The sequence below is a fragment of the Pedobacter psychroterrae genome (assembly GCF_004331695.1).
Taxonomy (GTDB): Bacteria; Bacteroidota; Bacteroidia; order Sphingobacteriales; family Sphingobacteriaceae; genus Pedobacter; species Pedobacter psychroterrae.
In genome coordinates this window covers 941,373-957,014 of sequence record NZ_SJSL01000001.1, presented here as the reverse complement: position 1 = coordinate 957,014, position 15,642 = coordinate 941,373, and the positions used below count along the sequence as shown (strand labels likewise).

Genomic DNA, 15,642 nt, shown 5'->3' with positions numbered 1-15,642 from the left:
TCAAATCCTTTATTTGCTGTTCTTTTGCTCGGTTATCTCTTTACGGATCTCAACAGCAAGCACCTTTAAATCCTGCATAGCTTTACGAACCCTGGTGCCAGCAGCACCGTTTCCACCGTCATAAAATTTCGTTGCATCTGCCTCAATGCCAGCGATCAGTTCTTTAACTTTTGAAAATTTTTCCATACGCTTTTAATTTGCTTTATATTGTTTACTTGATTAAATTCAAAATGAATTGAAGTTTAAAGATATATAATCAGGGTTAAACGGACAAGCCCTGCTTTTTGCCAGTTTTTTGGGTTTGATCTTTTGTCTCGGAAATCTTAGCGGACTTACTATGATCTTTCACCTCCAGCTGATCACGGCGCACTGATACCCCTTTCTCATCCTTGATGTTGATCGTACGCAATCTCGGATTAGCCTCTACAAACAGCAGCGCTTCCTTACCATCCTTAGTAAAACTAACCGCTGTAGAATTACCAGCTTTCAACGATTCCAGCAACTCTTTACGCTCTTCAGGTTTACCCAGCTCAGCAATTGGAAACTTATCCAAAGCCTTTTCTAAATTATACCCATAGCGCTCAGAGAACTGATCCATCTTATGATTTCCATAGTTATCCTTCTGGGAAAAATCAACTTTTAACCATGCCTGATACGCATCACCGTCACCGTTAACCATAGACTTTTGTACCGCACGGCCAGCCACTAAATTGAAAGCCTCATCCATGCCCATATTGTTCCCGTTGCGAATTCTGAATTCCTGGGTCTTATCATGCGCCTCATTGCCAGTTTTTAAAGTTGCCTGGTAACTGTTGAAGAAATACATATCCGAAGTATCCGACTTGCGGAAATTTAGATCAAATTGAACCGTCTCATTGTTCCGGTTAATTTCGTGCCCCAGCTTAATGTCTGGTTTCTGCGTTTCCACTTCCTTAGCCAGTTTATTACCTACCTCCGCAGGGAAGTCCATACGTTCCAGCGTGTTCTTTAAAAACTCTAAATTGTTCTCGTTCATAACTTTAATATTTAAATGAATAATTAATTACTTTTCACCTTGAGGGTATTGTCGCGCAGCAAGACCGGATAACCCGCATCCAGCTTCTGTTTTACCCGCTTGATTTTCTTGGAAAGCAGACCCTTTACAGCACCCAAACCGGCACCGGCAATTTGAGTCCCCAGGTTCTGATCAAAACCCATCAACCCAATACCACTCATCGCATCCACCGAGCCTTTACCAAACGCTTCTGAAAGCAGCGCCTCAGGCGCATTGATCCCACGCATCCCGTCCCGCTTATCATAGGTAGAAAGCGAAACAGGGATAATCGAAGTCCCCAGGCGAATATTTTTGATCTCCAAACCAATCCGCTGATTACTGAACTCAGCCACCCCAAATACCGAATGTCCGGCACGAAGAAACTGCCCGTTGATAGTAACTGAATCCAGTAAACGTAGCTCAATCACTGATCCCTGCATTGCCTTCACCGTCCCGGCCACAAGAGCCGGAATAGCCCTAAAAAAACTGTCCGGGGCCGAAGGAGCAGAAACCGCAGGCCTCCCCAGGTCAGGATTTTGAATGGCCATGATCTTATCCATCACCAGATTCAGCTGCTGCATCTCCGGGTCTTCACCGCCACCAGATTCTTTCATCGTCTGCATCAGCTTTTCCAACCGAGCGACATCGCTGCTCAAACCGGGATCAGCACCAGAAACGGGTCTAGCAGGCTTGACCGAACTCATAGGCAGAGGCGTGGGCGCATTCACCTGCGCATGGATCTGCGCCAGCTTTGCGTTGATCGCTGCTTCAGTAGCGTCCGGTTTGGGAGCTCCTCCGGCTCCAGGCAGGTTCCCCCCTACATCAGCAGCCAGAAGCGTAGCACCTGCATCAGCAGAATCTTTCAGCAGTTTTTGCGCCTGCTCATACAGGCTCATTTTGTCCTGTTCATTTTTACCTTTCAGCTGGGCATCAGGTAGTACCGTATTCAAGCCTGCACTTACCTGAACTTCCGCAACCGGCGGCTTCGAGCCGCCACCCAGTGCCCAAAAGGCCATGGTCAAAAAGGGCAATACCAATAGTGGCATCACCATCAAAAATTTGCGTCGCTTTAAAAAAGCATGATCTTGTGTTCTATTCATAAGCTTTATATTTAAATTTTTAATAAATGGATGAAATAATCAAATAAATGCAGGCACTGCCTGCCAATAGGCAGAAGAAAACCAGCAGCATCAGCCACCTGCTTGTAGAGTACCCGATAGTCCGGTCGTTTAACCAGCCAGCAACCTGGCCCTGAAAAACCAGCCACAGGCCAGCAACTTTAGCTGCCAGTCCGCCCGTCAAAGGCTGATGCCCGCGTTTTCTACTGAACAGCTGCATTGCCGTAAGTTTGAGGTATGTCCCTGTTTTCCAGAATCTCCCAGCGCTGGATCAAAAACCCGTGCGGGTTGTCATCGGTCTGGGTCTTCAAATCCCTGATTTGGCCCCGGGTAACCAGTTTGCGAACAGCGGTACTGCTTGCCCGGATCAGCCGCTGGGTAGCGTATGTCGTAAAAGTGTAGGGATAGCTATTGATATCCAGCACCGTACTGTCTACCTCGATTTCCTGGGAAATGCTGGCCGAGATCAGGTTGTTATAATAGCCACTTTCTATCAGGTTGTCATATTGCTTTTTAGCAGACAAGTCTGAAAGCAAAAGGGATTTAGAAACTGAAGCCTTGATCGCTTTGTCCTCAGGACTCAGGTTAAAAAAGTACTCGTGAAAAGTCTTCACATGATCACGCAGCTGCACCGGCAAGTTGCTTTTTCGGTCAGAAGAAATGGCCTGCAAAACTTTTCCATTATACAGGATGTAGATACGCTCGTCTTTTTCAGAAACCAGTTTGCACCAGTAAAAAATCCCGAAGCAGATACAAAAAGCATTGGCAAAGATCAGCAGGTAACTGAAGTGTTTTATGTGCCGAAAGGCAGTATCAATATTCTTAAGTTGTGTAAACATAGGCTTAAATATTAATCATCACTTTTGAGTTTGTTCTTGAAATAGTCATTCCCGGCCGATGCAGTTCCGCTACGCGCATTCCGGGAGCCGTCCCCCATCGCATCAGCCACCATTCCGCCAGCACCGGTCACCGCCCGGGTTGAGGTACTTGCCGTACCCACCACCAGCGAATTCACCTTGGAGACAATCGAGTTTCCGCCACCGGCATGTACCACGTAATTGGCTACTGTCGGCACCGAGAAATATCCGATAATTCCAATAATGAGAAATACTAAATATGCCGTATCGGTGGCGCTAAAGAACGTATCGCCCTGCTGGTTCACCTGGGAAATATCATAGCGCAGCATGTTCTCCTGCACCTTCCCGATGATACTCCCGAAAATGTTTGCTATCGGCAGCCACAGGAAAATGTTCACATACCTCGCGATCCAGACCGTAAGGGTATGCTCAAATCCATCAAATACCGCAAAAGCCAAGACCAGCGGGCCGAGTATAGCCAGGATGATCAGGTAAAACGTCCGGATCGTGTTAATGCAGAGCGAAGCTGCCGCATACACTACCTGCAAGACCTCACTCATCCACTGCTTGATGGAATTACGGAAATTGTAGGAGGCCTTGGCCATCGCAAAATCAATCCCATGCGCCAGCCTGTCCAGCATGCCTTCATCCTCCCTGTTTGGATCTTCCGGGTGCGTGTACTTATACCAGCGGTCCGAATCGCCACTTCCATCCGGCCCGACATACATCTGGTACTGATCCGTCTTTTTAATCGCATCTTCTTTCTGCTTCAGTAAGACCGCAATCGCCCGATCCGAATCCTTCACCATTGCCGAAGTCGCCGTAACTGTTGGCTTTAGTACCCCATTCATTACCGCAATCAAAGAAGGAAATAGCAGGATCGCGAGCCCGAAAGCAAAAGGCCGCATCAGCGGGTAGAAATCTACCGGCTCCGCCTGGGCAATGTTCTTCCAGACACGCGAACCAATATAAAGTAGCGCAGCCAGTCCAGCCAGTCCCCGGCCAACCCCAATCAGCTTGCTGCAAAGCGGCAACATCTCCTGGTACACCTGATCCAGCACCAAATGCATGCTTTTCATTTCTCCGGCCAATCCGCCTTGCGCAAAAGAGCATACTGGGAAACCAACCAGCAGCATCAACCCAAAGGCCGATACCAAAATTTTAAAAAATCTGTTCATAATCATAAAATCAAGGGTGAATAGTATACAAATCCTTTATCGCATCAACCTCCCGCTGCTCCAGCTTTCGCTGCCTGGCGATCCCCAGGCCCTGCGCATTGAAATGCCGCAAAAACAGCAGCTTTTCCTGCATATCCGAATAAATCGCATCAATAGCAGCCAGACGTTCATCATCTGACATGCGCAGATGCCCTGCAGTGATCACCATCAGCAGCGCTTCCAAATTCGCCAGGCTCTGCTTGTTTAAGTTTCCATAAACGGAACCCAGGTAATCGATCTCCTTTACATTGAACTTATCCGAAGAACGAAAGGAAGAAAAAGCCACTTTGTACTCCGAAAGAATTCTGCCTTGGGCCGATACAATACCTACAATCTTGTGATACTTTCTGACCTCCGGCGACACTGCCAGCAACCCATCCAAAAAAGTCTCGTACAAGGAAAAATTACCTTTAGATATATCCCGAACCGCATTATAGCCCGTGCTGATGATCTCATACCCAGCCTTCATATCCCGCAGAATATTTTTAAACTGCGAAAGCTTCTCTACATTTAAAAGCAACTGCTGAACCTCCTGCGACTGGGCTGATACCCGGGCAACAGAGTCAAACACCAACAGCAGCCCAACAAAAGCTGAAATAAATAGCCTACTCGATTTCATGCCACCTCCTTATCTCATTAATATTATGCTGTTCCCTTTCTCGCTGTTTAAATAGCCGGTCAAGATCACCGGAAAAAGAAAGCGCAAAACCATACTTATCTTCCATGGATAATCGCAAACGCTCAAGTCTTCCTAACCGCTCATCGTCCTTCATCTCCAGCCTTCCTGAAGTGATCACCATTAGCAGCTCTTCCAGCTCTGTCGCACATTCCGCTAGTAAGTTCGCCTTGACTAAGGACACATAACCCCAGTCATTCGCATTCAATCCCGAAGGCTTCCAGCTTTTCAGCACCCAAATAACCGAAAGGCCCCTGTCCAGTATTTCAGATACTGCCACACTTCCCTTAATCGAAGGGTTCACCAGACTCAGCGAAGCAAAAAAAGATTTGTGCAAGCTGAACTCACCACTGGTGACGTCCTTGACCAAATGCACACCATCACCCACAATATCATAGCCTTTTTTAGCGTAACCAATGTATACCTGTAAGGCCGCAATCTGCTTCAGCAGGTATTCCTTTTGGGTCTTTTTTTGTCTAAAAATTTCTCCCCAGGTCTGTCCATAGGTAACGCTTGAAGTCAGCATCAGCAACACCACCAGCACCGAAGCAACTAATTTTCTACTCGATCCCATACAACCTCCTTACTATATTCAGATCCCTGGCTTCTTTCGCCCGGGAAAGGCTAACCGAAACCTGGCTGGCATTGTAGCGCTTTAGATCCTGGTAGTTTTGTTCCATCCGGACAGCAACAGAATTGATAATCTCCAGCCGCTTAGCGTCAGTCATCTGCACCTTGAAGGAATTTACCACCAGGAGCAACTGATCGATGTTTTTCAAACTGGCATCCAGGATTCCGCTGTACGCTTCTTCCATTAAACCCAGCTCAGCAGCACTAAAGTGCTTATCCCGGCTAAACAAACTTTTAGCCCGCTGGTACTCGGCAACAATATCCATCTGGCGCTGGGTAATGTCCCTGATCCGCTGGTAATAAGTAATGGCCGCTTTTACCCTAACCAGCTCATCAAAGTACTTACCATACAATTCCTTCTGGCGGTTTGTCCAGTCCGCAATCTCGGTCAGCTTCAACTTGGACAAAGTATTTTCCAACACCTTTTGCGCGTTTTGCAGCCAGATCGTTTCGTTCTGCAAGCGCTGCACCCGCAAGTCTAGCGCCTTGATCACCTTTTTCACGCCAGCCTTAATCACCTCGGCAATAGCGATCTGCGCCGTCACTTCCTTAGTCGGAAGCGAAACCAGCAGCACCACCAGGCTCAGCGGCATCACCACCATATAGACCTTGGCCGTTTTTACCCCGTGCCAGATGATCCCCGATCTTTTGCCAGGCAAGCTTTCCCGTAGCCGCGTACTGCTTTTTCTTATAAGTTCTCTCATAAGCTATTCCTCCTATGGATTAATCACTTTTTGGTATTCCCGTTTAGCCAGCAGCAAACTATTGCCACCTGCGAAAAACCGAATCTGCTTATCCTCTCCATCCAATCGCATCACCAGGGATTCCGGGTCGAACTGGCCGGTAAATTCCTGCACCTTAATCTCTTCAGGTTGCAGTTTCCCCTCACGAATGCGCTGGAAACCTGACCTGCGGATCAGCTGGTAATTATGCTCACCGCCCGCAACCAAGATGAGCAGCGTATCTTTAGAGATGCTGTATTCCCCGGACTCATGGCTCACATAGGTTCCGGCAACCGAGAGCCCGGAACCACGGCCACAGGAACCCAGCATTAGTACCAGGGCAAAGCACCACAGCGCAACAACCCCAACAGCGTCAAACCCAACAGGACCGTCATAGCTTTTTTCTTTTGTTGTCTTCATCATCAAAAATTTAAATCATAGTGCTTTCTTCTGGCGAAGCTCCTTAGCCAGTACGGTAATTCCTTTTTCCATGCTGCCATACTTTTCAGCATATTCCATCACCCGTAGTTTTTCTGTTTCCTCGGTCGTATAGGCCAGGTACTCTTCCGGCGAAAGCTGGTTACGGTATACACCCAACTTCTGCCCTCCCTGGTCAATAAATACCTCCCGGTAATTTTGACCGAGCGCGTTGGACTTATTGACCGACAGCAGCATCGTCTTGGCTTTATCAGATAACCCGAGGGTAGCCTGCAAGCCGTCAAACTTGTTCATGAACTTGCGCATATCCAGCAGGATCTTGGTATCCGATAAATTGATGACCGTCTCCTTGATAATGGGAGAAGAGATCAGATCATCTACCTCCTGGGTAATCAATGCCGCAATCCCGTTGAACTTTCTAACCGTTTTATAGAGGTACTTAATGAATGAACTCATCCCGGATTTGGCAATAGCGATCCAGGCCTCATCAATGGCCAGCAGTTTTCGCTGGCCTTTCAGCTTACGCATCTTGGAAATAAACATTTCCATAATGATGATCGTTACCGCTGAAAACAGCACCTCATGTCCCTTCAAATTATCCAGTTCGAACACAATAAAGCGCTCGTTGAGAAGGTCAAGGTTTTCGGTCGCATTCAGCAAAAAGTCAAATTCACCACCCTTGTAATAGGGGTTCAGCACATACAATAGGTTTTGTATATCAAAATCCTTCTCCTTTACCTTGCCGTTCTCCATCAATACCAAGTACTCCTGCATCAGGAAATCATAGAATGTATTGAAGCAAGGAAACAGCGAAGCGTTCTCCTCTAAATGCTGATAATACAAAGTGATGGCTCCCGAGATGGCCACGTATTCCGACCTACTAAAGTTCTCTCCTTCTCTTTTCCATAGCGCCAGCAGCAAAGTTTTCAGGCTTTCTTTCTTTTCAATATCCAGCACATCATCTTTACCGATATAAAAAGGATTGAACTTGATCGGATCATCTTCAGAATAGGTAAAGTAATAGCCACCCAATAGGTCGCACAAACCCTTATAACTTCCACCAATATCAATGGTCACGCAATGCGTCCCCTGGTCATACAGCGTACGTAGCATATGGTTCATGGCCAAAGATTTCCCAGCGCCACTTCCCCCGCAGATAAACATATTACGGTTAGTGACAAGCCCACTTTTCATTGGAGCATCAAACAAATCCAGATACACCGGCCGGCCGGAATGGCGCTCACCGAACCGAATCCCCGTAGGATCGGATACCGCTGAACTTTCCATATTCAAAAAACAGGTTGCCTGCTCCAGGAAGGTATCAAAGGTATCATTGACCGGGAAGTCTCCCGCATTTCCTGGAATCCCCGCCCACCAGATCTGCGCCGCACCATCTGTTTCCTGCTTGGCTACTGCATCCATCGCCGCCATAGCTGAAGACACCTTATTGCGGATTTCCTGCAATTCCGCTTTATCTTCCGTCCAGGTCATCACGTTAAAATGGGCCTTTATCGGCAGCCGTCCATCCGCTACAGCCTCCTGCAAAAAATCATTCACCGCATCCCGCGATACTGCATTCTCACGAGAATACGCCGACAGCGAATGCAGACGTCGCTTCTTCGCTTCCAGTTCCTTCACCAGTTTCTGCGGATCACAAATAAATAAATACTGGTTATAGATGTGGTTACAATCCAATAGTAATCCCAAATCCGAAGCAAAGCCTACACTGAACTTACTTTTATCAGTGCTGTAGCGGTCATAGTTTACCCGGCTGCCCACCAGGGACGGCAAATGTTCCGCATCCGCCAAAGTAAAAAGCTGCACGTGGTTAAGCCCGACTTTAATCCCCTCATTCAAACCAACATCCTTCAGCACTGGTAAATCCCCATCTCCGAGCAGATAGCAATAGTTTTCTATAATTCCCGCGGAACCAGCAGTCCCTGCCAGCTCATCATCAGCCAGCATAGAAAGAGAAAACAGCCCACTGTCAGCAAGTATCCGCTCAAAAGCACCCACCTTTTCCATGAAATCGGCAAACAGCAAACGACCTAAAGCCTGCTGGGGAACGATGCTTTTACGCATCAGCCCGGAATAGCCGCTGTTAGCCGCCCTGCGGTCATCCGCCTTCTTGGTCAGCATCAGCACGCAACTGTGAGAAAGATAGGGCAGTCCATCAAATTCTGCTTCACCCGAACGGGTCAGAAAAGTCTGGTCCGGAGAAACCTTAGCCACAAGCGATTTCCTAAAAAACCGGTCCTGCTTATGCAGCACCGTGTTAACAGGCAAACTTTTAATTGCCTTGATCCAAACATGGTGAGCCGCCTCGTATTCCGCCGAACCCAAAGAAAACAATCCCGCATGATCCACGCGAAACGCCACGGTCAGATCTCCCTGCATAGAAACAATCGCACCATGTTCCACTTTGTAGATCGGGAAAATCGTACCGAAATCTATCGCCTTATTCATACAGAAGAATTTAAAGAAGTGAATAAATGACGGCTCCGGCTGATCAGGGAAGTAGGAATACTCCGCCTGGCCAGTTTCTTTAAAAGCCCGTGCTGGCCGTACTTAGCACTCATGCGAAACACCACCGTAAAGAGCAGAAATCCAAGTCCCCCGATCAGACCGATCAGCCAATACAGGTTAACACCAGCGATATACAAAGCAGCAAAGAGCAGCAGCAAGCCAACCAGTCCACCTGCAAGAAAGCCAATGTACTGCGCTTTCAACCCGCGAAACTCCATCGCCCTTCCAACGCCCTTATTGATCTGATAAACGCTGCTCATATCCCGAAGAACGATTTAAGCACGGTAGCCACTACCACCAAGAAGATACAGCTACCAAACCAGGCCGTCGCCACCTTGGCCGTATCAGGCTCACCGGCATTCCACTTAGAATACACTTTCACCGCCCCGACCAGACCAGTAATTGCTCCGATGGCATACATCAAATCCGTACCAGTATCAAAGTATCCTGCCACTTTGTTGGTCGCCTCAGCAATCCCCTGATTCCCGTCCTGAGCAAATGCGACCTGGGCAAAGAACGCAAGCACCGCTGTACCTCCAGCAAGAATTTTACCCCATCCCGGAACCCTAGCAGACAGCGCAGATTCCAGTTCCGCAGTAGAAAAGCCGATCCCGAGCTTCTCATCCACCTCGGAAGTAATGTAATCCAGCACCTGGGCCCGCAAAGGAGAGGTAAACACAGCAGAATAACATTCCGCAATTTCCGAAAGGGAAGTAAAAACCTTCTTTTTGTCCCAGCTTTTTTCCAGCGCCAAACTAAACGTTTCACCCAGTTCATCCATCAGGTCCGCGAGCTCACCCTGCAACAAGGCATCATTGCTTCCAAAGTCCAGCTCATCCATACCCACGCTCGACATGCCATCTTCAGGTACAGGCCTTCCCAAAAGATCAGGACGCGCCGAAATCCCAATCGGCACCTCAGCAGCGCCAGCCGGACCTGCGACCGATCCCTCTTGCTTCCCCGCACCCAAGGCACTAAACCAGCGCAGCACCTCCTGGTGGTAGTACAGCGCAATCACAACCGCATAATAAACGAGCAGGGAAATCCCGGTAAAAGTTCCATACTCCAGCCAACTAAAATTTGATAACATAAGCCTTTGATTTAAACCAGCAGCACCATTGCTGAAGGCAGACAAAGGTTGGCCGAACGCCATAGCTTAATTCCCACGCTGGGGGATTATGGGGGAAATGGCCAACCAGCAGCACTCCTCACAAACGGCTGCCCGGCTTATATTTCAGGTCCTCGTCCACCCGCTGCAAAATCGCCGCAGCCATCGAATCGATAAATTTAGCAGGACTACTCACCTTGCGCTCCCGGATCTCCCCGAACGTATGGTGCACATCCCTGATCTTCACCAAAAACATCCGCTCAAACAAAGCCACAATCTCCGACAGCTGCGCATTTCCATGATTCAGCTGCCCCGTATAATACAGCCCGTAAATCAGCTCACCCAGGTTCACCAGCTTACCCGTCCACTTGATCCCCCGGTCAGCAATCGCCACATCATTAGCCACCAGCGAGCTATCCAGCAGCCCGATCCGCTTTAGGATCTCCACCTGCAAAGCCTCATACGCAATGAACCGGGCAAACAAGTAATCCATAGCAGTAGAGAACAGCGGATCAATATCAGGCATCTCCGGAACCGACACCATCCCGACCTCCGCACCACGCACAAAGTAAAAATGGTCCAGCTCACTCCTTCCCGTACGGAAATAATCATAAGCCCCTGAATGTCCCGAAAAAAAGCGCGCAATGAAAGCCAGCTCTTCCCTGTAAAAACCAAGTAGCATCTCCTTAGTGCCCACCGGCCTATTCATTTCCAAACCGTACAACTCAAACTGAAAAATCTTCAGCGCATAAAACTTAGGCTTAACCTGCTTAAAAAAGTAAATTTCATCAGCCTCATCCGCAAAACCCTCCAGCAAAACCTCCGAGCGCAACTCCGCCAAAAAATTCCGGCAAAGCGCAAGCGACTCAGCAAGGCCTTTCACCGCATCAAAACCAGCAGTCTTCAGCCCTGCCAGCGCATCATCAAACTGTACATACAGCTTTTCATACACATCAAACTTCATAAGGAATCATTTAAATAAACCCCGCAGCCACCCGTTCACTGGCTGTTATTTATTTCACATCTGCAGGAAAAAGTAAAATTTATCCATAGGCATCTCGCTTAGCAGAAGCCAAATTGCAAACATGAAAACAAAAAAATGTAAGGAAAAACCCCTAAATTGACGATGTAAGGATTTATCCTTACAAAAAACAAGCTTATTTGGGGTAATTTTTATGATTTTAGGGTGCTAAAAACAGGATTAGATATCCTTGCCGCCTTTCGTCATCCCATTGAATTTTGTAATTTTCTCAATTCAATCCCTCAGCGTTTTCCAAATGGAACGTTGCGACTAAAAGTTATTTAGCAATGGTATTCAAGAAAAATAAAGTATTATTTTAGAAGCTTTAAATTTCCATACAGTTCCTTTTGAAGTACTGCTGGATCTACTTCGATGGCTAGCGCAATAAGGTAGAGTTCAGAAGCACGCAGAAACGCATTAGTTTGGGTTGTCAGTCTGCTCATTCTAGTCTTACTTATACCAGTCTTATTACACACTTCCGCCTTGTTAATCGATCGCTTACCTAAATAAAGGCCTAAATCTGTTAAAGTTGTTTTTGTCACTTTTGAACCCACCTTATCTTGTATGAAAAATATCTCCTTTAAATTTACTTTTCGAGATCTTTTAAACACAATTATTTGTTTTTTGGACACACTATGTGTATATTAGTAATCAATATGTATCCTATTAATTTTTGAATTGATTTATGATTAAATTTTATTGATTATTTATATTTGCGCTTCTGCTAAAATATTGGCTGCATTTGCGCTTAGAGTCTTGCTTGTGAAAACCTGAGAATTTTCAATGGAACAAGGCGATAAGTATGGTGCGCTCACGCTATGGGCGTGGCGCCCGGCTTATTCGTTCCAGGGCAACTCAGGGCCTCACAAGCGAAAAGTCAGGTGTACACGCCTATTGTGCTTCTAACTTTTAATGACTCATATAGATTTTCACATTTTTGAAATAAATATGAGAACCAAAAACTATTACGTTCATGATTACACCCTTATAATCTGCCCACCAGATTAACCCATCTTAATACAAAGCAGGCAGGCAATGAAGTTTTAGGGAACAGAAATGTCCTGCCTCGCTTTGCTTAGCACCTTTTTATTCAATCAGCTAACCAAATTCAAAAAACTAAACATGAAAAAAACGAAACCAACCATCGTACTGGCCATGCTTTGCCTGATTTTCAGCGCAAAATCACAAGAGAAACAGGCGAATATTCAAGGTCGGATAATAGACGAAAAACAAAAGCCAATACCCTCAGCATCGGTAAGAATAAAGCATACCAACAAGTATGCAACTTCCAATACTTCAGGCACATTCACACTACAAGACGTCAAGCTAACCGATACTCTGGTCATCACCTTTATCGGGTACGTTACCAGAGAGGTTCCGGTAGACAAACCATTAGCGTATGAAACGGTCATCTTAGCATCGGAAGAAAACGTGCTGGACCTGGTAGAAATAAGTACAGGATATCAAACCCTACCTAAAGAACGAGCGAGCGGATCTTTCACGCAGATTGACAACAAAACTATCAATCGAAATGTCGGCATCAACATCCTTGATCGACTCGAAGCAGTAAGCAGCGGCATGATCCTAAATCGAGGCCTTGCGCCCGCTACCAACAATCCAAAGCTGAGCATAAGAGGACGAAGCACTATCTTCGCCAACACTGAGCCCCTCATTGTATTAGACGGTTTCCCCTACGAAGGCAGCATTGACCAGATAAATCCGGCAGATATCACCAGCATCACCATACTAAAAGACGCTGCAGCCGCCTCCATATGGGGAACGCGGGCCGGAAACGGCGTTATCGTACTTACTTCTAAAAACGGAAAGTTCAATCAACCTATGGTCATAGAAGCTTCCTCCACACTTACAGGAACCGCAAAACTCGATATCTTTTACAGCCCGCAGCTCAGCGCTTCAGAATACATAGATCTGGAAGCACTCCTATTTTCAAAAGGCTATTATACTGATGAAATTAATCGGAAATACAGTCCCTTGACTCAGGCCGTCGAAACCTTCATTAAACGGCAGGCAGGACAAATTAGTGCAGCTGATTCGGCAAGCCAGATTGAGTCACTAAAACAGCAGGACATACGAAAAGATATCGATCGTCACCTAAATAGATCTCAGGTATATCGGCAATACCAACTGAATCTAAAAGGGGGTGGATCAAGTAACCAGTACTATTTCTCAGCAGGGTATGACAAAAACCTGGAAAGCCAGGTTAGCTCCAACTATGAACGCATCAGCCTGAATGCCAACAATTCCTACTTACTCCTTAATGAAAAGCTCAAACTTACCGGCCAAGTCAATTTCAGTTCGGGGACAGCCCGCGAAAAATTTGACACCTATTTGCCTTTCAGCCCCTACGAAGGTTTGATGGGAATTAACGGGGAATCGCTCGCCTTAACAGGCGCCCTTCGTCAAAACTACATCGACACTGCTGGACGTGGCAAACTACTGGACTGGAATTATCGGCCATTAGATGAACGCGAACCTAACCAATCAGACCAGCGTATCCAGTACAAGATCAACGTCGGAGCCGATTATCGGATCCTGAAATCCTTAACAGTATCAGGTTCCTATCAATACCTAAACGAAAATGGCGATCTCCAGCGCCTTTACCAGGAGCAGGACTACTACGCAAGAAACCTGATCAACCGTTACAGTTCTATCTCCGGAATCCAGACAAACAGGGTGATTCCCATTGGCGGAATCCAACAAGAGGAAAGCCAGAAAACCAACTCTCAAATCCTACGATTTCAATTGAGCTATAATGCGGTTCTTGGAGAAGACCATGCAATCAATGCCATCGCAGGATACGAAGGAAGTGATGGCAGAATCTACAACACCGGCATGACCCTGTACGGGTACGATCCTGAAACTGCTACCAACGGCAACCAGCTTATCAATCCCAGAAGTTATTATCCATACTTCTATGACCCCGGACTATCCGAGCAGATCACAACCGCACCCCGCCAATACAACTTTACCAATATCAATCAATCTTACTATACCAATATCGCTTATACCTACCTTAACAAATATACCCTATCGGCAAGTGCACGGAAGGACGAAAGCAACATTTTTGGGGTGAAAGCCAGTCAAAAAGGCGTGCCACTGTGGTCAACCGGACTTGTCTGGAATATAGCAAACGAATCATTTTATCATCTTGACCTGCTGCCAATCCTGAGCTTTCGTGCAACCTACGGATATAACGGTAATACGGACAAAACCATTTCCGGACTACTAACAGTGGTTAACTATGGGCTAAACAACCCATGGGGAAGTAACTACGCAAGAATCCTAAACCCACCAAACCCCTCATTGACCTGGGAAAAATCCAGGACATGGAATCTTGGGCTGGATTTCGCATCAAGAAACAATACATTAAATGGCAGTATAGACCTGTACAGGAAAGATGGCCAGGATCTTATTGGAAACAGCCCCATCGCCATGCAAACGGGTATTGTATCTTTCAAGGGAAACACCGCCGGCCTTCGCACCCGAGGTCTGGATCTACTGCTCAATAGCAAAAACCTAAGTGGTAACTTCCAATGGCAGTCTACTTACTTATTAAGCTACGCCAGTGATAAAGTAACCAGCTACAAGGCTAAACAGGGCAATAATCTAAGTATCGTCTCCGGTAATTACAACAATCCGCTGGAAGGCTATCCCTATAATGCTGTGTTTAGCTTTCCCTCGGCCGGACTTGACGCAAACGGAGCACCACGAGGCTACCTGAACGGAGAAATCAGCAAGGATTATTCAGCGATTATAACTAACCAAAATCCAGGTGAACTTCGCTACCATGGCTCCTCCAGCCCTACTTACTTCGGCAGTCTGATCAACACCTTCACATACCATCAGTTTGAATTATCGGTTAATATCAGCTATAAACTGGACTATTTCTTCCGCCGAAGCCAGGTATTTTCCGGGAACCTATATACTTTCCGCATGGATGGCTATGGGGAACGATGGCAGAAGCCCGGCGATGAAGCCCTCACAAAAATACCTGCCTTAAACTTCCCAGCCAATAACAGCGCTAATAGCTTTTTCCAGGCAAGTGAAGATCTGGTTGAAAAAGCCGACCACATCCGCCTTCAGGATCTGCGCTTCGCTTACAGTCCTGAAGGCCTGCCGATCCAAAAACTCGGATTAAGTAGCGCCAGCATATTCTTGTACGCCAAAAACATGGGGCTGATCTGGAAGGCTACAGATCAAAAAATTGATCCTGATTACCTGAATGGATATCCACACCCATTAAGCCTTTCCGTTGGAATAAACCTAAAATTCTAA

The 15,642-nt window shown here is 46.7% G+C and carries 16 protein-coding genes; 1 reads left to right on the top strand and 15 read right to left on the bottom strand.

All coding sequences use genetic code 11. The features are described 5' to 3' along the window. Positions 1-9: 9 nt before the first annotated feature. From EZ437_RS04170 to EZ437_RS04100, 15 genes are all read right to left on the bottom strand, one after another. Entirely contained in the window at positions 10-186 is a 177-nt protein-coding gene (locus EZ437_RS04170; RefSeq protein WP_131593531.1) for a histone H1, read from the bottom strand. Between the two features lie 76 nt (positions 187-262). After that, entirely contained in the window at positions 263-1,015 is a 753-nt protein-coding gene (locus EZ437_RS04165; RefSeq protein ID WP_131593529.1) for a hypothetical protein, read from the bottom strand. A 23-nt stretch (positions 1,016-1,038) separates the two neighbouring features. Further along, entirely contained in the window at positions 1,039-2,133 is a 1,095-nt protein-coding gene (gene traM / locus EZ437_RS04160) for a conjugative transposon protein TraM (protein ID WP_165500338.1), read from the bottom strand. Between the two features lie 19 nt (positions 2,134-2,152). Further along, positions 2,153-2,371 carry a hypothetical protein gene (locus EZ437_RS04155; protein WP_131593527.1) on the bottom strand — a complete coding sequence of 73 codons (219 nt, stop codon included), beginning with the start codon at positions 2,369-2,371 and terminating at the stop codon, positions 2,153-2,155. Further along, a complete protein-coding gene (traK, locus tag EZ437_RS04150) occupies positions 2,355-2,990 on the bottom strand; it encodes a conjugative transposon protein TraK (RefSeq protein ID WP_131593525.1) in 636 nt (211 codons plus the stop codon). The genes EZ437_RS04155 and traK overlap by 17 nt, the downstream gene beginning before the upstream one ends. Positions 2,991-3,001: 11 nt before the next feature. Next, positions 3,002-4,186: a conjugative transposon protein TraJ gene (traJ, locus tag EZ437_RS04145; RefSeq protein WP_131593523.1), complete on the bottom strand. Its 1,185-nt coding sequence runs from the start codon at positions 4,184-4,186 to the stop codon at positions 3,002-3,004. A gap of 10 nt (positions 4,187-4,196) precedes the next feature. Beyond that, a complete protein-coding gene (locus EZ437_RS04140; RefSeq protein ID WP_131593521.1) occupies positions 4,197-4,844 on the bottom strand; it encodes a TerB family tellurite resistance protein in 648 nt (215 codons plus the stop codon). After that, positions 4,831-5,475: a hypothetical protein gene (locus EZ437_RS04135; RefSeq protein ID WP_131593519.1), complete on the bottom strand. Its 645-nt coding sequence runs from the start codon at positions 5,473-5,475 to the stop codon at positions 4,831-4,833. Before EZ437_RS04135 ends, EZ437_RS04140 begins: the two co-directional genes overlap by 14 nt. Next, the gene (locus EZ437_RS04130; RefSeq protein ID WP_317126412.1) at positions 5,462-6,235 is read right to left on the bottom strand and encodes a conjugal transfer protein TraI; all 774 of its coding nucleotides are present in this window, start codon (positions 6,233-6,235) and stop codon (positions 5,462-5,464) included. Before EZ437_RS04130 ends, EZ437_RS04135 begins: the two co-directional genes overlap by 14 nt. Positions 6,236-6,247: 12 nt before the next feature. Next, positions 6,248-6,676, bottom strand: coding sequence for a hypothetical protein (locus tag EZ437_RS04125; protein ID WP_131593517.1), 429 nt, complete (start codon positions 6,674-6,676; stop codon positions 6,248-6,250). 12 nt (positions 6,677-6,688) lie between these two features. After that, entirely contained in the window at positions 6,689-9,157 is a 2,469-nt protein-coding gene (locus EZ437_RS04120; RefSeq protein ID WP_131593515.1) for a TraG family conjugative transposon ATPase, read from the bottom strand. Then, on the bottom strand, positions 9,154-9,477 hold the full coding sequence (locus tag EZ437_RS04115; RefSeq protein WP_131593513.1) for a DUF4133 domain-containing protein: 324 nt from the start codon (positions 9,475-9,477) through the stop codon (positions 9,154-9,156). Before EZ437_RS04115 ends, EZ437_RS04120 begins: the two co-directional genes overlap by 4 nt. After that, on the bottom strand, positions 9,474-9,764 hold the full coding sequence (locus tag EZ437_RS04110) for a DUF4134 domain-containing protein (RefSeq protein ID WP_225869528.1): 291 nt from the start codon (positions 9,762-9,764) through the stop codon (positions 9,474-9,476). Before EZ437_RS04110 ends, EZ437_RS04115 begins: the two co-directional genes overlap by 4 nt. Before the next feature lie 661 nt (positions 9,765-10,425). Continuing rightward, a complete protein-coding gene (locus EZ437_RS04105) occupies positions 10,426-11,289 on the bottom strand; it encodes an RteC domain-containing protein (RefSeq protein WP_131593511.1) in 864 nt (287 codons plus the stop codon). A gap of 368 nt (positions 11,290-11,657) precedes the next feature. Then, positions 11,658-11,888, bottom strand: a complete 231-nt coding sequence (locus EZ437_RS04100; protein ID WP_131595145.1) for a helix-turn-helix domain-containing protein — start codon at positions 11,886-11,888, stop codon at positions 11,658-11,660. 580 nt (positions 11,889-12,468) lie between these two features. On the opposite strand from EZ437_RS04100, the gene EZ437_RS04095 reads away from it, so the two are divergent. Beyond that, complete coding sequence (locus tag EZ437_RS04095; RefSeq protein WP_165500337.1) at positions 12,469-15,642, top strand: SusC/RagA family TonB-linked outer membrane protein; 3,174 nt, start codon at positions 12,469-12,471, stop codon at positions 15,640-15,642.